Genomic DNA, 20,607 nt, shown 5'->3' on the forward strand with positions numbered 1-20,607 from the left:
CCGGGCTCACTCGCCCGAGAAGACCTCGCGCAGCGCGGACTCCTGCTCGGAGCTGAGGTTCGTGAACACCAGCTCCGACGGGCCGAGGTCGGCGAACGCGTCGGTGACCTTGTCCAGGACGGCGTCCGACGTCATCACGAACAGGGCCGAGGTGCCGGGCGTCACCTCGTCGCGGATCCGGTTGATGAAGCCGTCGTCGATGCCCACGTCGGCCAGGGACCCGGCGAGGGCGCCCGTCGCAGCGCCGATCGCGGCGCCCAGCAGCGGCACGAAGAAGATCAGGCCGAACAGCATGCCCCAGAACGACCCGCCGAGCGCGCCCGCGCCGGTGGTCGAGTGCAGCTGTCGGGTCTTCGGGCGCTTCGCCCCCTCGGCCCACGAGACGGTCGCCGCGTCGTGGACGGTGATGAGGTTCTCGCGGCTCAGTCGCTGGAGCGTCTCCGACGCGCGGTCGGCGCCCTCCGGCGAGGCGAACTTCCAGACGGTCAGGGTGGCTTGGGCCATGATCGGTCTCCTCGGGGTGGGAACGGGGGCGGGAGTGCCCCCACCGAGTGCACCCCGTCGTCGTGTGCACCGCTTCACCCGTCGAGGATGAGGCGTCGCCGCCCCGGCACGGCGATGCTCGCGCCATGACGATGCAGAGCACGCCCACGGACCGGGTGCCCACCGACCTCGACCCCGTGGGGTCCTCGGCAGCGGCCGTCGCGCGGGCGCTCGACGTCGTGCCGGCGACGGGCCTGAGCGACGAGGAGGCCGCGCGACGGCTCGCGTCGGTCGGGCCGAACCGCCTCGCCGAGGGCGCCAAGGAGTCGGGGCTGCGCGCGTTCCTGCGCCAGTACCGCGACTTCATGCAGCTGATCCTGCTCGGCGCCGCCATCATCAACCAGGTCGTGACGGGCGACACCGGCACCACGGTCGTGCTGGCGGGTCTGACCGTCCTCAACGCCGTGATCGGTCTGCGCCAGGAGGCCAAGGCGGAGGAGAGCGTCAAGGCGCTCTCGCAGATGATGAAGACGATCGCGCGCGTGCGGCGCGGCGACCGGGCCGTCGAGGTGGACGCCGAGCAGCTCGTGCCTGGGGACGTCGTCCTGGTCGAGGCCGGCGACCGCGTCCCCGCCGACGGCCGCGTGTGGCTGGCGGCGACGCTGGAGATCGAGGAGGCCGCGCTCACCGGCGAGAGCCTGCCCGTCGGCAAGTCCGACCAGCCCGTGCCGGGCGACGACGTCCCGCTCGGGGACCGCACCTGCATGGCCTACATGAACACCTCGGTCACCCGGGGACGCGGCGAGATCATCGTCACCGCGACCGGCATGGACACCGAGATCGGCCACATCGCCGACCTGCTCGCCGGCACCTCGGTCGGCAAGACGCCGCTGCAGCGCCAGCTGGACTCGCTGTCGAAGATCATCGCCTCCATCGCGGGCGTCGCCCTGGTGCTGGTCCTGCTCCTCGGGCTCGCCCGCGGCCAGTCGTTCGACACCCTGTTCGTCACGGGCGTCGCGCTCGCGGTGGCGGCCATCCCGACGGGCCTGCCGGCCGTCGTGACCGCGCTGCTGTCCATGGGCACGCGCGAGATCGCGAACCGCCACGCGATCGTCAAGCGGCTGCCGGCGGTGGAGACCCTGGGCTCGACCTCGGCGATCTGCTCGGACAAGACGGGCACGCTGACGCTCAACAAGATGACCGCGCGCGAGCTCGTGATCCCGGGCCATCACCGCTTCACCGTCTCGGGCGAGGGCTACGCGACCGTCGGGGAGATCAGCCGCGTCGGCGGCGGCGGGGTCGACCTCGATCCCTACCTGCTGCCCATGGTGCTGTGCGCCGATGCGGTGCTGGACGGCGAGAGCCTCATCGGGGACCCGACCGAGGGCGCGCTCATCGTCCTCGGCGCCAAGGGCGGGCTCGACATCACCGACACGCGCGCGGCCCACCCGCGCGTCGCGGAGGTCCCGTTCGACTCCGAGTACAAGTTCATGGCGACGTTCCACGACATGACGGCGGACGACGGCACGCCGATCGTCCGCTGCTACGTGAAGGGCGCGCCCGACGTGCTCATCGCGCGCGCCGCGACCTACCGGCGGCCGGATGGGGCGATCGAGCCCATCACCGAGGACAACCGCCACCTCGCCCTCGAGGCGAACGACCGGATCGCCGCGGCCGGCGAGCGGGTCATGGTCGTGGCGCAGCGCGACCTGGATCCCGCCGTCGTGCGCGACGGGACCGACCTCATCGGACAGGTCCAGGACCTCACGCTGCTCGCGATGGTCGGCATCGTCGACCCGCCGCGCGCCGAGGCGAAGGCCGCGATAGCGGAGTGCCGCGACGCCGGGATCCGGGTGCGGATGATCACCGGCGACCACGCCTCGACCGCCGCGGCGATCGCGACCGAGCTCGGCATCCAGGGCGAGGCCGTGACCGGCAGCGAGTTCGCCGCGATGACCGACGAGGAGCTCGACCGCCGCGTCGACGACATCGGCGTCGTGGCTCGGGTCGCGCCCGAGGACAAGGTGCGGCTGGTCCGCACGCTCCAGCGCGGTGGTCAGATCGTCGCGATGACGGGTGACGGCGTGAACGACGCGCCGGCGCTGAAGTCGGCGGACATCGGCGTCGCGATGGGCATCACGGGCACGGAGGTCTCGAAGGAGGCCGCCGTCATGATCCTCACCGACGACAACTTCGCCACGATCGTCGAGGCCGTCTCGTACGGCCGCACGCTCTACGACAACCTGCTGAAGTACCTGCGGTTCCAGATGTCGACGCTCGTCGCCTACATCGCGGTGTTCCTCGTGGCCGGTGTGCTCGGCATCGCCGACGGCTCGCCGCTGAACCCGCTCCAGATCCTGTGGCTCAACATGGTCGTCGACATCCCGCTCGCGATCGCGCTGGGCTTCGACCAGCCGGCCCGCGGCCTCATGGCGCGCCCGCCGCGCCCCGTCGGCGCGCCGGTGCTGTCGCGCGCGAACTGGATCCGGCTGTGCGTCCAGGGTGCCGTCATGACGGTAGGCTCCCTCGCGGCCTACCAGATCGGCGTCGAGTGGGAGGACGCCGTGCTGGCCTCGACGATGCTGCTGACGACCCTCTCGCTGTTCCACCTGGCCGGAGCGCTGCTGAGCCGCGACCAGGAAAACACGATCTTCGACAGCCGGGCACTGCCCGCGGTCGCGCAGCTGCGGCGGTACGGGCTCGCGCTGGCGGCCATCGTCCTGGTGACGACGCTGGACTTCCTGCAGCGGATCTTCGGCACCACCGAGATGAGCCTCGGACAGTGGGGCACGTGCCTCGGGCTCGCCGCGACGCTTGTCGTGGTGGAGGAGATCGTGAAGGCCGTCCTGCGCAGCCGTCGGCGCGAGCCGGTCGCCGCCTGACCTCAGTGCAGCAGGGTGTTGAGCCCGACCATGAACAGGCCGAGCAGGGCGGCGAAGGCCGTCTCGGCGCCGGTGCGCCAGCCCGAGACGCCGGCCTGGTGCGCCGCGAGGTAGCCGGACACCGCCATCAGCACGACCGTGACCCACAGTCCGGCGGTCATGGCCGTCGCGACCGGCGACCCGAGCGCCAGCATGGCCGCGAACACCACGAGGGCCGGCAGACCGCCCAGGAACACGGGCCACTCGTGCCGGATGCTGCCGACGAGCCGGGCGGCGAGGTGGACCCGGTCGCCGCCGATCCCCCGGCCCAGCGCGTGGGTGTAGGCGTGCGAGAGCCAGTAGATCGTCAGCACGCCCGCGGCGCCGAGGACGCTGACCTCGGCGCGGGTCTTGTCGCTCATCAGGGCGAGGGTGGCGCCCATGACGAGGGAGCCGTGGATCATGCCGGCCGGGTGCAGGGCGGCGAGCCGGCGGGCGATCCGCATCCGGAGGCCGAGAGGCGGGCGGTCGGCGGTCATGGCGCCTCCTCCCCCGCCGTGGCCGCCGCGAGGACGTCGACGAACGCTCGGGGCGCGCGGTGCGTGGTCAGCAGGCGGCGCTGGCGATCCGCGCCCGTGCCCTCCCGGTGCACGCGCTCGAGTCCGCACAGCAGGACGTCGGCGTCGTGGCCGTCGGTGGTGCCCGGCAGGATCGTGCGCAGCAGCCGGGCCGCGACCACCGCCCGGGTGACCTCCTCCGGGCCGCTCGACGGCGGCCGCCCGTCCACGGCGACGGCCAGCAGGGCGGTGCGCAGTGCCGTGCCCGAGACCTTCAGCGCGGGCCGTCCCTGCTCGACGTCGGCCGCGAGCACCGTCACCAGGGCGCGGCAGACCCCGGCGAGGAGCACCGCGTCGGCGGTCTCGAGGCAGGTGTCGGCGATGCGGAATTCGATCGTCGGGTAGCGAGGCGACAGCCGCGCCAAGTAATAAACGCTCCGCGCGTCGTACGCGGTGCCGGCGGCGACCAGCGCGTCCACGGCCGCGTCGTACGCCGCCGCGTCGGTCCACGGCTCGGGCGGCGCGAACGTCGGCCAGAGCAGCTGCCGGGCGTAGCGCGTGCTCTGCCAGCCCGAGTCCCGGCCGCCCGCCACCGGCGAGTTGGTGCCGAGCGCGAACAGGGTGGGCAGCCAGGTGCGCAGGCGCGTCAGCACCTGGACCGCGAGGTCGCGGTCGGGCAGCCCCACGTGCACCTGGCACGCGCACGTCCCCGCCGCGGCGGTGGCCTCGGGGAACCGCTCGGCCAGCCCGCGGTAGCGCGGCGCGTCCGTGACGAGCTCGGCGCCCGGGTCGTCCATCAGCGGCGAGCCCGCGGCGACGAGACGCACTCCGAGGTCGCGGCACGCGTCCGCCACCCGCGTGCGCAGGTCGCGCAGCTCACGGTCGAGGTCGGCCAGGTCGGTCCACACGCCGGAGTTCGTCTCCACCTGGAACGTCATGAGCTCGGGCTTCACCCGGCGGTCGTCGAGTGCGCGGACCACGTCGTCGGCGACCGGCCGGACCGCGCCGTCGGGGTCGAGGAGCAGGAACTCCTCCTCCACGCCCACGGTCAGCATGGACCCATCGTCCGGATCGAGCGGCGGACGGACCTCATCCCCGTGGGATGAGGCAGCCGGGCACCGGGCTGGGTCACGCTCCGAGGAGACCGAGCGTCGGAGGAGGCCGCGATGTGTCGATGGCTGGCGTACTCGGGCAGTCCGATCCTGCTCGAGGAGCTGCTCTACAAGCCCGTCCACTCCCTGATCGACCAGAGCCAGCACTCGCGCATGGGAGTCGAGACGACGAACGGCGACGGCTTCGGCGTCGGCTGGTACGGCCTGGACGAGGCCCCCTCGCTGCCGGGCACGCGCCGCAACGACGAGCCCGTCCTGTTCCGCGGTGTCGGCCCGGCCTGGGGCGACCTGAACCTGCGCGAGCTCGCGCGGTCGACCTCGTCGGGGATGTTCCTGGCGCACATCCGCGCCAGCACGGGAACGCCCGTGCAGCAGTCCAACTGCCACCCCTTCCGCCACGGGCGGTGGCTCTGGGTGCACAACGGCGCGATCCGCGACTTCTCCACGCTCAAGCGCGACCTGGTCATGGCCGTCGATCCCGACCTCTATCCCTTCATGGCGGGCTCCACGGACTCCGAGGTGATGTTCTTCCTCGCGCTGACGTTCGGGCTGCAGGAGGACACCGTCGGCGCGGTCGAGCGGATGGCGGGCTTCGTCGAGGCGGTGGGGCGCGCGCACGGCGTGGACGAGCCGATGCAGATGACCGTGGCGACCACGGACGGGGAGCGGCTCTGGGGCTTCCGGTACTCCAGCATCGGCCAGAGCCGCACGCTGTACGTCAGCACGGCGCTGTCGACCCTGCGCCAGATGTACCCGGAGAACCCGGCGTTCGCGGAACTCGACGACGAGACGCGGATCGTCGTCTCCGAGCCGCTCGGCGACCTGAAGGGCGCCTGGAACCCCGTGCCCGAGTCGAGCTTCGGCATCGTCGAGGCCGGAGACGACACCCTGGGGCGGTTCCAGCCCCGCGAGCCGTGAGGACGATCGGATGAGCCGCACCGCACCGTCGACCAGTCGTGCCGGCGGCGTGCTCGCCGCCACGTGCATCTCCACCCTCGTGGTGAACGCCAACACCTCGGCGGTGAGCATCCTGCTGCCGGCGATCTCGGAGGACACCGGGACCTCGGTCACGACGCTCCAGTGGGCCGTCACCGGGTACTCGCTCGTGGGCGCCGCGGTCATCGTGACCTCGGGCTCGCTGGGCGACGTCTTCGGGCGCAAGCGGGTCTTCCAGCTGGGCCTGCTGCTGTTCGTCGTCTCGTGCGTGCTCATCGCGCTGGCGGAGTCGGGCGGCATGGTCATCGCCGGACGCGTCATCCAGGGCGCTGCCGGGGCCACGATCCTGGCGTGCGGCCTGAGCCTGCTCTCGGTGGCGAACGAGGACGAGGCTCAGCTGAGAGCGGTCTCCCTGTGGGGCGCCGCGGCGGCGGTCGGAGCAGCGGCGGGACCGCTGCTCGGTGGCGTCCTGGTGGACATCACCGGGTGGCAGGGGCTGTTCTGGATCGACGCCGCGGTGGCCGTGCTGTGCATGCTGCTGACGTTCGTCACGGTCGGCGAGTCCCGCGACCCGGACCGGCCACGCTCGATCGACTACGCGGGCACCGTGCTGATCGCCGCGACGCTGACGCCGCTCATCCTCGCCGTGACCGAGAGCAGCGACTGGGGCTGGCTCTCCCCCGCCACGCTCGGCTGCTTCGCGATCTCGATCGCCGCGGGCTGGGCGTTCGTGGTGGTGGAGAAGCGCGTCGCCGTGCCGCTGCTGGACCTCTCCCTGCTGCGGAACCGCGTGCTGGTCGGCTCGACGATCGCGATCCTCATCGGCGCGGGCACGATCAACGGCCTGATGTACCTGCTGAGCCTGTACTTCCAGAACCCCGCGACGCTCGACTTCAGCCCGCTCGAGGCCGGCCTGGCGACGCTGCCGGCGACGGTCGGTCTCGTCGTCGTCGCCCCGCTGGTGCCGAAGCTGGCGGCGAAGTTCGGCGGACGCCAGACCATCGGGGTCGGCTTCCTGCTCACCACGGCCGGATTCGTCGTCGTCGGGTTCGTCCAGTCCGACTGGAGGTACGTGGCCTTCCTGCTGCCGCTCGTCGCGATCGCGGTCGGGATGGGCCTGTCGAACGGTCCGGCCTCCTCGGCGGCGACCGCCTCGGTTCCGCAGAGCCAGGTGGGTGGGGCGTCGGGCGTCTCGAACATGGCGCGCTACGTGGGCGCGGCCGTCGCCACGGCGCTGGCCGCCACGGTGTACGACACGGTGATCGGGAACCGCACCGACGCCGGCACCGGGCAGGCGGAGGCGCTGGCCGACGGTCTGGCCGCCGCATCGTGGCTGATGGCCGTCTTCAGCTTCCTCGGCGTGCTGATGGCGCTCGTGATCGCCAAGCACCGGGCCGCCCGCGGGACCGTGGACGACGCGGTGGCCTCGGCCGCCGCGGTCACGCACACGCTGCCGACCACGGCCTCGGGCGCGGCGGAGGAGGTCCGATGAGCACGACGGCACCGGCCGCGTTCACCGCCGACGACCTCGCGAAGCGGATGGGTCACGCGATCGAGTCCGCCCGAGCCGCCGGGCTCGACGGACTGCTGGTCATGCCGGGCCCCGAGCTCGTCTGGCTGACCGGTTACCGGCCCACCGCGATCACGGAGCGACTCACCACCTTGGTGCTGACGGCCGACCGTGAGCCGACGCTCGTCGTGCCGACCCTCGAGCGGCCCGATGCCGAGGTGTGCGCCGCCGCGCCTGCCCTGAGCCTCGTCGACTGGGCCGACGGGCAGGACCCGTTCTCCGTCGCCGCGAGTCTCCTCGGCGGCACGCGAACCCTCGCGATCTCCGACTCCGCCTGGGCGATGCATCTCCTGGGACTCCAGGACGCCGCACCCGGCGTGACCTACCGCTCCTTCACCCAGGCGCTGCCGATGCTGCGCGCGGTGAAGGACGAGGCCGAGGTGGCCCGCTTGGCCGCCGCCGGCGCCGCGGCCGACGAGACCTACGGCGAGATCCTGAAGGTGCGCTTCGCGGGTCGCCGCGAGTCCGAGGTCGCCGCCGACCTCGCCCGGCTGCTGCGCGACTTCGGGCACGAGCAGGTCGACTTCACGGTGGTCGGCTCGGGACCCAACGGCGCCAACCCGCACCACGAGGCGGGCGACCGAACGATCGAGGAGGGCGACGCGATCGTCCTGGACTTCGGCGGACTCATGCACGGGTACGGCTCCGACACCAGCCGCACCGTGTCGGTCGGCGAGCCCTCGGCCCTCGTGCGCGAGGTGCACGAGGTCGTCCGCCGGGCCCAGCAGGCCGGCGTCGAGGCCGTGGCGCCCGGGGTGCCGTGCCAGGAGATCGACCGCGCGGCGCGGCAGGTGATCACCGACGCGGGCTACGGCGAGAGGTTCATCCACCGCACCGGGCACGGCATCGGCACGACCACCCACGAGCCGCCGTACATGATCGAGGGCGAGACCCAGCCGCTCGTCGAGGGCATGTGCTTCTCGGTCGAGCCGGGGATCTACCTGCCCGGGCAGTTCGGCGTGCGGATCGAGGACATCGTGACCGTCACCGCCGACGGCGGACGCCGCCTCAACGCCACCGACCGCTCGCTGGCCGTCGTCCACTGATCACCCGCCAGGGGTGAGGCCGCCCCGCCCGTCGCGGCACGAGACTCGGACCACCAGCCGGCCGACGGCTGCACGGACGGAGGAGCACATGTTCACCCTCGCAGAGCCTCGAGGCACCTCATGACCACCGCGGACCTCTCCGCCGAGGGCGGCGGCTCCCGCGTGCGCGCGGCCGCGAGCCGCGCCTCGACCCATCAGTGGATCTCCTGGATCGCGCTGGCGATGATGACCACCAGCTCGGTGGCGAGCCTGCGCGCCGCACCGACCATGGCGGTCTACGGACTCGCCTGCGTCTTCCTGTACCTGCTCCCGGCGATCGTCTTCCTGCTGCCGACCTCGCTGGTCTCGGCCGAGCTGGCGTCGGGCTGGGAGGGCGGCATCTACAAATGGGTGTCCGAGGGCATCTCCAAGCCGATGGGCTTCCTGGCCGTCTGGTGCCAGTTCGCGATGACGATCTTCTACTACCCGAGCCTGCTGGGGTTCGTCGCGAGCACCCTGGCCTACGTCTTCAACCCCGCGCTGGCCAGCAGCGGCGTGTGGACCGCGGCGGTCATCATCGTCGTGTACTGGTCGGGCGTCTGGGTCTCGGCACGCGGCACGAAGGGCGTCGCGGGCCTGGCCAGCGGCGGCCTCATCATCGGCACGCTCGTCCCCGGCGTCGTGCTCGTGCTGCTGGGCGTCGTCTTCCTCGGCCAGGGCAACGAGTCGGCGGCCCCGATGACGTCGGACAACCTGCTGCCCGCCTGGGCCGGCCTGTCCAGCCTCGTGCTGATCGTCAACAACTTCCTGTCGTACTCGGGCATGGAGATGAACGCGGTGCACGTCGGGTCGCTGAAGAACCCCGCGAAGGAGTTCCCGAAGGCGATGTTCCTGGCGATGGCGCTCGTGCTGACGATCTTCATCCTCCCGGCCCTGGCGATCGCGTGGATCGTGCCCGCCGAGGAGCTGTCGCTCACGGCCGGTGTGATGCAGGCCTTCGACGCGGTGTTCGCGAACTTCGGCTGGCAGTGGCTGACCCCGATCGTCGGCATCATGCTGGTCACCGCGTCGCTCGGCGGCATGCTGACGTGGCTGGCCGGACCCTCGAAGGGCCTGCTGATGATCTCGCGGCAGGAGGGCTACCTCCCGCCGTTCCTGCAGAAGCTCAACAAGAACGGCGTGCAGCAGAACATCCTCGTGGTCCAGGGCCTCATCACCACGGTGATCGGCCTGGCCTACGCGCTGATCCCCGACGTCTCCAGCGCCTACTGGATCTTCTCGGTGATCACGACGCAGGTGTACCTGATCATGTACCTGCTGATGTTCGTCGCCGCGGTGCAGCTGCGGCGCAAGGACCCCGACCACCCGCGCGGCTACCGGGCGCCGATGCTCGTGGGCCTGTGCGGCGTCGGCTTCGCCGCATCGCTCGCGGCCCTGCTCGTGGGCTTCATCCCGCCGTCGCAGTTCGCGTCCGGCAATGCCGGCGTCTACGTCGCGGTCGTCGGCGGCGGCGCGCTCGGCCTGGGCCTGCTGGTGCCGTTCCTGTTCTACCGCTTCCGCAAGCCGTCCTGGAAGCAGCCCGAGACCGGAGAGGTGGTCCCGTCATGAGCACCCACGAGGAGACCCAGTCCAAGCGGGAGCGGTCGTGGATCTACATCACCGCGTGCGTCCTGCTCGGCGGTGCCGCGATCGCGGCCGTGCTGACGTTCAGCGAGGTGCGCGAGTCGAACCGCGCGCAGGAGAAGGCCGACCAGCTGATCGAGGCGTTCGTCGACGCGGGCGCGGCCCGCACGCCCGACCGGGACATGATCGTCCGGGTCTTCGGCGACGACGGCGGGGCCACGTGCGAGAACCCGAACGACGCCCTCCGCCGGGCGACGCTCGCCTCCCTGCTGACCAACGGGGCCACCGGTCCGGGCGCCCGGCCGGTGATCGCCGACAGCCGGGCCGTCCAGGGCCAGCTGCTCGTCATGGAGGTCTACTGCCCCGACGAGCTCGAGGACTTCCGCTCGTACGTGGAGGACCTCAAGACCGACGACCACATCGGAGACTGATCCATGGACCTGCGAGCGCGCATCGACGACCTCATGCCCACGGTGCGCGACGAGCTGACCGAGCTCGTCGCGATCCGGTCGGTGGCCGACCCCCGCCAGTTCCCGCCCGAGGAGTGCGAGCGCGCGGCCGAGTGGGTGCGAGCGAGGTTCGAGGAGCTCGGCTTCTCGGACGCACGCCTCGAGCGCACCACTGACGGCAGCCAGGCCGTGGTCGGCTCGCGGGCGGGCTCCCGCCCGGACGCGCCGACCGTGCTCCTCTACGCGCACTACGACGTGCAGCCCCCGCTGGACGACCAGGCGTGGCGCACTCCCCCGTTCGAGCTCACCGAGTCGGGCGGACGCTGGTACGGGCGCGGCACGGCGGACTGCAAGGGCAACATCGTGATGCACCTCGCGGCCCTGCGAGCACTCGGGGACGACGTCGGCGTCAACCTCAAGCTGGTCGTCGAGGGGTCCGAGGAGCAGGGCACGGGCGGACTCGAGGGGTTCGTCCAGGCCCAGCCCGACCTCTTCGCGGCCGACGCGATCCTGGTGTGCGACACGGGCAACGCCGCCGTCGGCCGCCCCGCGGCGACCGTGAGCCTGCGCGGGATGGTCAACGTCGTCGTGACCCTCGAGTCGGGCACGACCGAGATCCACTCGGGCATGTTCGGTGGCGCGGCGCCGGACGCCCTCGCGGCACTGGTCGCCACGCTCGCGAGCCTGCGCGACGAGAACGGCAACACGATCGTCGACGGGCTGGACGACGGACAGGAGTGGACGGGCGAGCCCTACCCGCCCGAGCAGTTCCGCTCGGACGCGGGCGTCCTCGACGGAGTGTCCCTGCTGGGCGACGGCACGGTCTCGGACATGCTCTGGGCACGGCCCGCGGTGACGATCCTGGGCATCGACTGCCCGCCGGTGGTCGGCTCGGCCGCGGCGATCGTGCCGAAGGCCGCGGCGCGGCTGAACCTGCGCATCCCGCCGGGGGTGGCCCCCGCCGAGGCCGAGGCGGCCCTCGTCGCGCACCTGAAGGCCGCCGTCCCGTGGGGCGTGCACTGCACCGTGGAGACCGAGGCGACGGGATCGCCCTTCCGGGCCGCCACCGACGGCCCGGCGTACCGGGCGATGGCATCGGCCATGCACGAGGCGTACGGGGTCGAGATGACGCACCTGGGCCAGGGCGGCTCGATCCCCCTGTGCAACGTGTTCGACGAGCTCTACCCCGACGCGGAGATCTTCCTCATGGGCGTCGAGGAGCCGCAGGCCCTCATCCACGCCCCCAACGAGAGCGTCGACCCGCGGGAGATCGCGTCCATGGCGTTGGCGGAGGCGCTGTTCCTCGAACGCTTCGCATGAGCGACCGCCGCGAGGCCTACGAGGCGCTCGACCTGGCCCTGCGGATCGGCGAGGTGCTGCTGTCCTCCGGGGCCGGCGCCGCGGACGTGTCGGCCACGATGCTCGAGGTCACGCGGGCCTGCGGCGTGCGCAACGTCTCGGCCGACGTGACGTTCGTCGACCTGACGCTGCGCCACCAGCCGAGTCGTGACGAGCCGGCCGCGATCCAGGTGCGCCGGGTGAACCGGCGGCCGGTCGACTACGCCGACCTCGTGGAGGTGGACCAGGCGGTGAGCGACCTGGTCGGCGGTCGCACGTCCCGGGACGAGACGCGCGACCGCGTCGCCCGGATCGTGTCGACCGGTCACTCGCGGCCGCGCTGGGCCGTCACGCTCGGCTGGGGCGTCATGGGCGCGGGCATCGCCCTCACCCTGGGTGGCGGACTGGTGATCTGCGTGCTGGCGTTCATCGCCGCGTGCGGCATCGACGCCACGCAGCGGCTGCTCCCGCCGCAGCGCATCCCGACCTTCTACCAGCAGGGCGCCGGCGGGTTCGTCGCGACGATGATCGCCGTCGTCGCCTCGGCCACGTCGGTCGAGGCGGATCCGTCCCGCGTCGTCACGGCCGGCATCGTCATGCTCCTGGCGGGCGTGGGCATCCTGGGCGCCACGCAGGACGCGCTGACCGGTTTCCCGGTCACGGCGTCGGCCCGCGTCATCGACGCGTTCCTGAACACGATGGGCATCATCGCGGGGGTGGGCGCGGGCCTCACGGTGGGTGACCTGCTGGGCGTCGGACTGGTCGACGTGGAGGTCGGCGCGGCCGGCATCGCGGAGGCCGGCGTGATCGTCGTCGGCGCGGCCCTCGCGGCCTCGGGCTTCGCGTTCGCGTCCTACGCGCCGTGGCGTGCCCTCGTGGCGGTCGCGCTGGTCGGCGGGCTCGGTCAGGCGGTCCTGCTCTCGGTCGACAGCTCGGCCGTCGGGCGCACGTGGGGGTCGGCGGTGGCCGCCGTCGTGATCGGCGCGGTCTGCCACGTCGCCGCCGGCCGGTTCCGGGTGCCGCCGCTGGTCGTCGTGGTGCCCGCGATCGTCCCCCTGCTCCCCGGGCTGGAGGTCTACCGCGGGCTCGCGGAGCTCGCGCAGGGCAGCGACGGCGTGCTCGATCTGGCGTCCGCCCTCGCCACGGCCCTGGCCCTGGCCGCCGGCGTGATCCTCGGCCAGTACGTGGCGCGCCCGATCAAGCGGGAGGCCGACCGACTCGAGCGCCGGCTGTCCGGTCCGCGCATGGTCGGCCGCGGCTAGAGCCGCTCAGTCCCCCGCGTCGAGGTGGCCGGCCAGCCGTCGGTGCCGCTCGAGACTGGCCTCGTTCAGACCCTCGATGTGCACGGTCTTGCCCTTGGCGGCGTACTTGGTCTCGATCGCGTCCAGGGCGGCCACGCTCGACGCGTCCCAGACGTGGGACTCGGACAGGTCGATGACGATGTTCCCCGGGTCGCCCGCGTAGTCGAACTGGTAGACGAGGTCGTTGCTGGACGCGAAGAACAGCTCGCCCCTGACCTTGTAGACGCGGGTGTCCGGGTCGGGGTGCGCGACGTCGACGACCTCGGTGAAGTGGGCCACGCGGCGCACGAACATCACCGAGGCCACGAGCACGCCGACGATGACGCCGATCGCGAGGTTGCCCGTGGCCACGACGACGGCGACGGTCACGACCATCACGAAGGTCTCGCTGGCGGGGAGCCGGCGCAGGGTGGCCGGGGTGATGCTGTGCCAGTCGAACGCGGCGACCGAGACCATGATCATCACGGCCACCAGTGCGGCCATGGGGATCGTGGCGACCACGTCGCCGAGGCCGACCACGAGCACCAGCAGGAAGACGCCGGCGAGGAAGGTGGACAGCCGCGTGCGGGCGCCCGAGACCTTGACGTTGACCATCGTCTGGCCCACGACGGCGCAGCCTCCCATGCCGCCGAACAGCCCGGTGACGACGTTGGCGACGCCCTGCGCCCACGACTCGCGCGTCTTGTTCGAGTGGGTGTCGGTGATGTCGTCCACGAGCTTGGCCGTCAGCAGGGACTCCATCAGGCCGACGAGCGCCATCGCGAGGGCGTACGGACCGATGATCCGCAGCGTCTCGAGGCTCAGCGGGACGTCGGGCGTGAACAGCGACGGCAGGCTGCCGGGCAGCTCGCCCTCGTCGCCCACGTTCGGCACACCCAGCGACATCGTCACGGTGACCACGGTGAGCACCACGATCGCGACGAGCGGCGACGGGATCGCCCGGGTGAGTCGCGGCAGCAGCACGATGATCGCGACGCCGGCGGCCACCATCGGGTAGACGAGCCCCGGCACGCCGATCAGGTGCGGCACCTGCGCCATCAGCACGAGGATCGCCAGCGAGTTGACGAAGCCGACCATCACCGACCGCGGGATGAAGCGCATGAGCCGCGCGACGCCGGCGAACGCCAGCGCGACCTGGATGAGGCCACCCAGGATCACCGTGGCGATGAGGTGGTCGTAGCCGTGCTCGCGCATGACCGGCGCGACGACGAGCGCGACGGCGCCGGTGGCTGCCGAGATCATCGCCGGGCGGCCGCCGAGGATCGCCGTCGTGACGGCCATCGTGAAGGAGGCGAACAGGCCGATCTCGGGGTCCACGCCCGCGATGATCGAGAAGGCGATCGCCTCGGGGATCAGGGCCAGCGCGACGACCAGTCCGGCCAGCACCTCGGTGCGCAGCAGACGCGGCGAGGTGAGCGCGGCGCGCACCGTGGGGACGCGTCCGGACTCGGGCTCGCGCGAGGGCGCGGAGGAGGTCATGTGGGGATTCCGTTCCGTGCGTCCGGGACGGGGTGCGGACGCCCGGAAATCCTAGTCCGGACAGTGCAAGGGAACGTCCTCGAGAGCCCGTGCCCTTGATCACTCGGGCCGCGGAGTCGCCGGATCCGACCTACCGTGGACACGTGACCCAGACCCTGATGCAGCGCTATGCCCTCGACGAGGTCGTCGGCACCGGCGGCATGGGCTCGGTCTACCGCGCCACCGACACGCGACTCGGCCGCACGGTGGCCATCAAGGTGCTGAAGGCGGGCACCGAGGACGACGAGGTGAACCGCGCGCGGATGCGCAGCGAGGCCCATCTGGCCGCCGCCATCCACCACCCGGGCGTCGCGCAGGTCTACGACTTCGAGGAGGACGACTCCCCCGAGGACGGCGCGACCTTCATCGTCATGCAGTACGTCGAGGGGCACTCGCTGGGCCAGCTGCTCAAGGAGCGCGGCCCGATGGCGCCCGACCAGGTGATGTCGGTGGTGCAGCAGGTCGCGGAGGGCCTCCAGGCCGCGCACGACGCGGGCATCGTCCACCGCGACCTCAAGCCCGCGAACATCATGCTGACGCCCGAGGGACGCACGGTCCTGGTCGACTTCGGCATCGCCCGGAACGACACCAGTGAGCCGCTCACCGACACCGGCTCGCTCGTCGGCACCACCGACTACATGAGTCCCGAGCAGGTGCGCGGCCGACTCGCGACGCCGCTGTCCGACCTCTACGCCCTCGGGGTCGTGGCGTTCCACTGCCTCACCGGCACGTCGCCGTTCCGCCGCGAGACCCACATCGGCACGGCGATGGCGCAGCTGCACGACGAGCTCCCGGACTTCGGTCCCACCGTCCCCGAGGACGTCGCGGGCCTCGTCCGCTCGCTCACCGCGAAGGACCCTGCCGAGCGTCCGGCCAGCGCCGCGGAGGTCGCCGCCGAGGCCGCCCGCATCGGGGCCGCGGGATCGATCGACCTGCCCGAGCGCTTCGAGCAGGAGCCTCCGCGCCACGAGGTCGCCACCGACCCCATCCCGCTGCCGACCTCGGCGGTCCGTGCCGTCGTGCCCCACCGGCGACGTCGCCCGCGGGTCGCCTACGCCTCGGTCGGTGTCATCGTGCTCGTGGCCGCACTGCTGGGCGGCCGGCAGCTGATGTTCGGCGGGCCGCCGCTCGTGCCCGACGTCGTGGGCCTCCAGGCCACCGAAGCGACGAGCCGCATCGACGCGGCGGGACTCACCGCCCGCACGAAGGTCGTCGACGTCGCCAACACGCCCGAGGGCGAGGTCGTGGAGCAGTCCCCCGCGCCCGGCGCGGAGGGCTCCGAGAGCAGCCCGGTGACGCTGTCGATCGCGTCCGGCAAGGTGCGGATCACCGCGAAGAGCCTCGTCGGCAAGCCGTACGCCGACGTCGTCGCGGCGCTGGAGCGGCGCGGGTTCGCCGTGAAGCGCCAGGACGTCACGCAGGCCGGGGACACCGGCGAGGTCGTCGCGCTCGACAAGACCGGCCGCCTCCCCGACGGCGCCACGATCCTGGTCTCCGTCGCGGTCGCACCGGTCGTCACGAACGTCGTGACGGCGCCGCAGGCCACGAGCGGCGGCAGCGGCGGCTCAAAGGCCAGCGGCAACCAGGGCCCGGGCAAGAACAACGGCAAGGCCAAGGGAAAGTCGAAGGGCAAGGGCAAGGGCAAGGGCTGAGCCGCGAGCGAGACGTGATCTCGATACGACCGTCTCGCTTCGCTCGCCGGTCACTCGATCACCGCACCCGCTGATCGAGTGCCGCGGTCAGTCTGTTCGGTCACCCGCCAGTCACTCGATCACCGCAACCGCTGATCGAGTGCCGCCGAGCTTGCGAGGCGGTGTATCGAGATCAGGGTCAGTCCTCGGTCACCCGCAGGGCGATCGGGAAGTGGTCGGAGAAGCCCTGCTTGTCGACCGGGTGGCCCATGCCGCCGAACGGGACCGGCCGCGGGTACTGGCCCTCGTCGGACGTGCCGGGGAAGCGCAGGATCCGCACCGACTCCGCGTCGACGCGCAGCGGACCGTCGTCGGCCATCGCGCGGTTCACCAGCACCTGGTCGAGCAGGTTCGGCTGGTTCTGCCAGTAGAAGCTGCCGTCCGGCTGGCCGCCGTGACCGCCCAGCAGCGGCCAGGCGAGGTTCCACAACAACGGGATGTCAGCGTTGAGCACGCGGTTGCGCTGGCGGGTGCTGAGCGCGTGCGTCACGAGGGAGACGTCGAACGGCTCGTCGTTGAAGTCGCCCATCGCCAGCACGGGCGTCTCCGGACCGTGTACCTCCAGCACGCGCTCGTGGAAGTAGGCCAGCGTCTCCCCCGCGATGTCGCGGTAGCCGGCGGACTCGTACTGGCCACCGCTGCGTGACGGCCAGTGGTTGCCGAAGACGGCCCACGTCCGGGCGCCGTGGCGGGTGCGGAAGTTGACCTGCACGATCTCGCGCGTGGCGTTGCGGCGCATGACCACGTGGAAGAACGTCTCGTCGGCGGGGACCTCGAACAGGCCCGTGTCGTAGAGGAACGCCACGTCGATCCCGCGCGCGTCGTCGGTGTCGGCGTGGGCGATGCCGTAGTGCCGGCTCGGCAGGCGCTTCTCGACGTTGGCGACGAGGAGGTTGAGCACGAAGCGGTTCTCCACCTCGCACACGCCCAGCAGGTCGGGTCCGGCGCCGTCGTTCATCTGCGCGACCACGGACGCGAGCTGGTCGATCTTGCGGTTGCGCAGGGTGCGGGTCCAGCCCAGGAGGTCGTTCCCGAGGGCCCGCCGGACCTTCTCGGTGCGCCGGGTCGCGGGAGCCTTCTCCTCGTCGAAGAGGTTCTCCACGTTCCACCACGCGACGTAGTAGTCGACGGACATGCGTCCACCTCCTCGGCGTCCCTCTCATCATGCACCCGCATCGGCCCGCCGTCGCCTGCGTCGGAGCCCTCGGGCTGACACGATCAAGGCATGGACGTGTCGATCGGCGTGGAGGCGGGCCTGTGGGGCCTCGTGGCGGGCGGTGCGCTGGTGATCGGCGCGGCGGTCGCCTGGCTCGTCCCAGTGCCGCGGCGCGTGGTCGCGTCGGTGATGGCGTTCGGCGCCGGGGTGCTCATCTCGGCCCTCTCGTTCGACCTCGTCGACGAGGCCGAGCAGCTCGGCGGGCTCCGGCCCACCGTGCTCGGATTCCTCGGCGGCGCGCTCGCCTACGTCGCGGCCAACCTCGTGCTCGCGCGCCACGGCGCCCGCCACCGCAAGCGGTCCGGCGCGGAGCAGTCGTCCGAGGAGGAGCAGTCGGGCAGCGGCACGGCGATCGCGATCGGCGCGCTGCTCGACGGGATCCCGGAGTCGGTCGTGCTCGGGCTGTCCCTCGTGGGCGGCGGCGGGGTCGGCGTGCCGGTGCTGGCGGCGATCTTCGTCTCCAACCTCCCGGAAGGCCTGTCGAGCGCCGCGGGGATGAAGCGCAAGGGCCGCTCGGCGCGCTACGTGTTCGGCGTCTGGGGCGGCATCGCGGTGGCCAGCGGGCTGGCGGCGATGGCCGGGTGCCTGCTGCTGGAGGGCGCGTCCCCCACCACGATCGCCGCCATCACGGCCGTCGCGGCGGGCGCGATCCTGGCGATGGTGGCGGACACGATGATCCCCGAGGCGTTCGAGCGCACCCACCTGTACGCGGGGCTGCTGGCCACGATCGGCTTCCTGTGCGCGTTCACGATCTCACGCGCGGGCTGAGCGCAGCAGGTCGAGCAGGCCCTCGACCATCGGCAGGGCAGCCATCGCGTCGAGGCTGAACCAGCCCGCCTCGTCGGCGTCGTCACCCGCGACGAGGCGACCCGACACGACCGTCGCCGCGAAGTCGTGGATCTCGTAGTCGCGGCCGTCGCCGGTCGGCACGTGCGCGGTCCAGAGCTCGGGCCCGACCTCGACGGCGTAGCCGGTCTCCTCCAGCACCTCGCGGGCGCACGCGTCCTCGAGGGTCTCCCCGGGCTCGACCCGACCGCCCGGCACCGACCACAGCCCGCGTCCCGGGTCGTGCGCGCGGCGCACCAGCAGGACACGACCAGCGTCGTCGATGACGACCGCGCTCGCGGCGAGGACGGGACGTTCGGCCATGCCCCCATCATCCTCGCGGCGTAGCGTGAGTCCATGCCCCGATCCATCGCCACCAACACCCGCGTCGACCTCGACGAGCTGCTCGACTTCGTCCGGCCGCGCCACCGGTTCATCCTCCTGACGCGTCGCTCCGACGGCAGCCCGCAGGCCTCGCCGGTCACGGGCGGCGTCGACGACTCCGGACGGCTCGTGATCTCGACCTATCCCGAGCGCGCGAAGACCCACAACGCGCGCCGCGACGCCGAGGTCAGCGTGGTCGTCCTGTCGGACGAGTGGAACGACGCCTGGGTCCAGGTCAACGGCACCGCCGAGGTGCTCGACGTGCCCGAGGCGCTCGACGCCTTCGTCGAGTACTTCCGGAACATCTCGGGCGAGCACCCCGACTGGGACGAGTACCGCCGGGCGATGCTCGACCAGGGCAAGAGCCTGATCCGGATCACGCCTACGTCGTGGGGCCCGATCTCGACGGGCGGCTTCCCCGCGCGCCTCGCCGACTAGCCCCCAGCCCCGAGAGGTCAGACGGGCTCGAGCGGGAGGTGCGGCTCGGCCGGGAGGGTGACGGAGACCGGGGCGCCGGGGCGCACCTCTCCCCCGCGCTCGACGACGGCCATGACGCCGGCCTTGCGGACCACCGGGGCCGAGGCGCCCGCGGAGCCGGTGGGCGGCGCGGGCCGCGACGCCGGCGTGCCGTCCGCCTTCGCCAGCACGACCTTGATGAGACCGGGCTGGAAGCGGTTGATCTGCACGCACGGGTTGCGCAGGCCCGTGATCCGCACGACCGGGCCGCCGAGGTCCACGAGCGTCCCGGTGGGCAGGCCGAGCAGGTCGACGCCCTCGGTCAGCACGTTCTCGCCGAGGTCGCCGGGCGCCAGCTCGTGCCCCATGGCGCGGGCCTCCTCGAACAGCTCGGCGTGGATCAGGTGCACCTGGCGCAGGTTGGGCTGACGGGGGTCCTTCCGCACGCGCGACCGGTGCTTCACGAAGGCGCCGGCGTGGGCGTCGCCCTCGACCCCGTGACCCTCGACGAGCGTGATCGACGCGACCGGCACCTTGCTGAAGCGGTGCTGGTCGTCCCGGCTGACGGCGACGACGTGAGGCTCGGACATGGGCCCCATGCTGTCACGCGGTGCTGGCCGGATCGACGCCTGCGGTGGACACTCGGAGACAGGGACCGAGGCGGGGAGGCAGCATGACCGCGACCTACACCTTCGACGTGTTCGCCAGCGTGGACGGATACGGCTCGTACCGGCCGCCGGGCGACTGGGGCGGCTACTGGGGCCGGCAGGGTCCCGACCTGCTGCGGCGGCGCGACGAGCTCTACGACACCGACGTCCGGATGGTGTTCGGCGCCACGACCTTCCGCGAGTTCGTCGAGATGCTGTCCGGCGGCCAGTACCCCGAGCTCGGGGACTCGTGGGTCGGGCGGATGCGCCGGATGCCCACCACCGTCGTCTCGTCGACGCTTGACGGCGAGCTGGACTGGCCCGACGTCACCGTGGCCCGCGGCGACGCGGTCGAGATCGTGGCCCGGTTGAAGGAGGAGTCCGACGTCCCGCTGCGCTCGCACGGCAGCCTGAGCCTGAACCGCGACCTGATGGCCGCTGGGCTCGTCGATGCCGTGCAGCTGACGGTGTTCCCGGTGCTGACCGGGCGCACCGGCGAGCGTCCCGTGCTGGCCGACGCCGAGGACTTCGACCTCGAGCTGCTGGAGCACCGCGTCCTAGACGACCGGACCGTCGAGCTGACGTACCGGCCCTCGCTGCGGACGTGGGACTGAC

The 20,607-nt window shown here is 72.2% G+C and carries 19 protein-coding genes; 12 read left to right on the plus strand and 7 right to left on the minus strand.

Annotated elements, in window-relative coordinates; genetic code table 11:
• Positions 1-6: 6 nt before the first annotated feature.
• Positions 7-504, minus strand: coding sequence for a DUF1269 domain-containing protein (locus ACK99Q_RS12530; protein WP_410186456.1), 498 nt, complete (start codon positions 502-504; stop codon positions 7-9).
• A gap of 125 nt (positions 505-629) precedes the next feature.
• Here ACK99Q_RS12530 and ACK99Q_RS12535 point away from each other — a divergent pair, with 125 nt between their 5' ends.
• Positions 630-3,365, plus strand: a complete 2,736-nt coding sequence (locus ACK99Q_RS12535) for a cation-translocating P-type ATPase (protein WP_410186457.1) — start codon at positions 630-632, stop codon at positions 3,363-3,365.
• Positions 3,366-3,367: 2 nt separating this feature from the next.
• Here the strand turns inward: ACK99Q_RS12535 and ACK99Q_RS12540 are convergent, their stop codons facing one another.
• Together ACK99Q_RS12540 and ACK99Q_RS12545 are read right to left on the minus strand one after the other, a co-directional pair.
• Positions 3,368-3,883 carry a hypothetical protein gene (locus tag ACK99Q_RS12540; protein WP_410186458.1) on the minus strand — a complete coding sequence of 172 codons (516 nt, stop codon included), beginning with the start codon at positions 3,881-3,883 and terminating at the stop codon, positions 3,368-3,370.
• Positions 3,880-4,956 carry a YbdK family carboxylate-amine ligase gene (locus ACK99Q_RS12545; protein ID WP_410186459.1) on the minus strand — a complete coding sequence of 359 codons (1,077 nt, stop codon included), beginning with the start codon at positions 4,954-4,956 and terminating at the stop codon, positions 3,880-3,882. The genes ACK99Q_RS12540 and ACK99Q_RS12545 overlap by 4 nt, the downstream gene beginning before the upstream one ends.
• A 111-nt stretch (positions 4,957-5,067) precedes the next feature.
• Between ACK99Q_RS12545 and ACK99Q_RS12550 the strand changes: the two genes are divergently transcribed.
• The 7 genes from ACK99Q_RS12550 (at position 5,068) to ACK99Q_RS12580 (ending at position 13,216) form a co-directional block, all read left to right on the plus strand.
• Positions 5,068-5,931 (plus strand): class II glutamine amidotransferase, encoded by an 864-nt coding sequence (locus tag ACK99Q_RS12550; protein ID WP_410186460.1) that lies wholly within the window; start codon positions 5,068-5,070, stop codon positions 5,929-5,931.
• A gap of 10 nt (positions 5,932-5,941) precedes the next feature.
• A complete protein-coding gene (locus ACK99Q_RS12555) occupies positions 5,942-7,441 on the plus strand; it encodes an MFS transporter (protein ID WP_410186461.1) in 1,500 nt (499 codons plus the stop codon).
• On the plus strand, positions 7,438-8,565 hold the full coding sequence (locus ACK99Q_RS12560) for an aminopeptidase P family protein (protein ID WP_410186462.1): 1,128 nt from the start codon (positions 7,438-7,440) through the stop codon (positions 8,563-8,565). Before ACK99Q_RS12555 ends, ACK99Q_RS12560 begins: the two co-directional genes overlap by 4 nt.
• A 120-nt stretch (positions 8,566-8,685) precedes the next feature.
• Positions 8,686-10,152, plus strand: a complete 1,467-nt coding sequence (locus ACK99Q_RS12565; protein WP_410186463.1) for an APC family permease — start codon at positions 8,686-8,688, stop codon at positions 10,150-10,152.
• The gene (locus tag ACK99Q_RS12570) at positions 10,149-10,598 is read left to right on the plus strand and encodes a hypothetical protein (protein ID WP_410186464.1); all 450 of its coding nucleotides are present in this window, start codon (positions 10,149-10,151) and stop codon (positions 10,596-10,598) included. The genes ACK99Q_RS12565 and ACK99Q_RS12570 overlap by 4 nt, the downstream gene beginning before the upstream one ends.
• Positions 10,599-10,601: 3 nt before the next feature.
• Positions 10,602-11,936, plus strand: a complete 1,335-nt coding sequence (locus ACK99Q_RS12575) for a dipeptidase (RefSeq protein WP_410186465.1) — start codon at positions 10,602-10,604, stop codon at positions 11,934-11,936.
• Positions 11,933-13,216 (plus strand): threonine/serine exporter ThrE family protein, encoded by a 1,284-nt coding sequence (locus tag ACK99Q_RS12580; RefSeq protein ID WP_410186466.1) that lies wholly within the window; start codon positions 11,933-11,935, stop codon positions 13,214-13,216. Before ACK99Q_RS12575 ends, ACK99Q_RS12580 begins: the two co-directional genes overlap by 4 nt.
• A gap of 6 nt (positions 13,217-13,222) precedes the next feature.
• Here ACK99Q_RS12580 and ACK99Q_RS12585 read toward each other — a convergent pair whose 3' ends face one another.
• Positions 13,223-14,734 (minus strand): SulP family inorganic anion transporter, encoded by a 1,512-nt coding sequence (locus tag ACK99Q_RS12585; protein WP_410186467.1) that lies wholly within the window; start codon positions 14,732-14,734, stop codon positions 13,223-13,225.
• Between the two features lie 143 nt (positions 14,735-14,877).
• On the opposite strand from ACK99Q_RS12585, the gene ACK99Q_RS12590 reads away from it, so the two are divergent.
• Positions 14,878-16,425: a protein kinase domain-containing protein gene (locus ACK99Q_RS12590; protein WP_410186468.1), complete on the plus strand. Its 1,548-nt coding sequence runs from the start codon at positions 14,878-14,880 to the stop codon at positions 16,423-16,425.
• A gap of 178 nt (positions 16,426-16,603) precedes the next feature.
• Here the strand turns inward: ACK99Q_RS12590 and ACK99Q_RS12595 are convergent, their stop codons facing one another.
• Positions 16,604-17,599: an endonuclease/exonuclease/phosphatase family protein gene (locus ACK99Q_RS12595; protein ID WP_410186469.1), complete on the minus strand. Its 996-nt coding sequence runs from the start codon at positions 17,597-17,599 to the stop codon at positions 16,604-16,606.
• 90 nt (positions 17,600-17,689) lie between these two features.
• Between ACK99Q_RS12595 and ACK99Q_RS12600 the strand changes: the two genes are divergently transcribed.
• A complete protein-coding gene (locus ACK99Q_RS12600; RefSeq protein WP_410186470.1) occupies positions 17,690-18,448 on the plus strand; it encodes a ZIP family metal transporter in 759 nt (252 codons plus the stop codon).
• Here the strand turns inward: ACK99Q_RS12600 and ACK99Q_RS12605 are convergent.
• Positions 18,434-18,829, minus strand: coding sequence for an NUDIX hydrolase (locus tag ACK99Q_RS12605; protein WP_410186471.1), 396 nt, complete (start codon positions 18,827-18,829; stop codon positions 18,434-18,436). The two genes, ACK99Q_RS12600 and ACK99Q_RS12605, sit on opposite strands and share 15 nt — an antisense overlap.
• Before the next feature lie 33 nt (positions 18,830-18,862).
• Here ACK99Q_RS12605 and ACK99Q_RS12610 point away from each other — a divergent pair, with 33 nt between their 5' ends.
• Positions 18,863-19,327 carry a PPOX class F420-dependent oxidoreductase gene (locus tag ACK99Q_RS12610; RefSeq protein WP_410186472.1) on the plus strand — a complete coding sequence of 155 codons (465 nt, stop codon included), beginning with the start codon at positions 18,863-18,865 and terminating at the stop codon, positions 19,325-19,327.
• Positions 19,328-19,344: 17 nt separating this feature from the next.
• Here ACK99Q_RS12610 and ACK99Q_RS12615 read toward each other — a convergent pair whose 3' ends face one another.
• Complete coding sequence (locus tag ACK99Q_RS12615) at positions 19,345-19,935, minus strand: MOSC domain-containing protein (RefSeq protein WP_410186473.1); 591 nt, start codon at positions 19,933-19,935, stop codon at positions 19,345-19,347.
• 83 nt (positions 19,936-20,018) lie between these two features.
• Between ACK99Q_RS12615 and ACK99Q_RS12620 the strand changes: the two genes are divergently transcribed.
• Complete coding sequence (locus tag ACK99Q_RS12620) at positions 20,019-20,606, plus strand: dihydrofolate reductase family protein (protein ID WP_410186474.1); 588 nt, start codon at positions 20,019-20,021, stop codon at positions 20,604-20,606.
• Position 20,607 lies beyond the last annotated feature (1 nt).

The organism is Aeromicrobium sp. MLTX1 (assembly GCF_046452335.1).
Lineage (GTDB): Bacteria > Actinomycetota > Actinomycetes > Propionibacteriales > Nocardioidaceae > Aeromicrobium.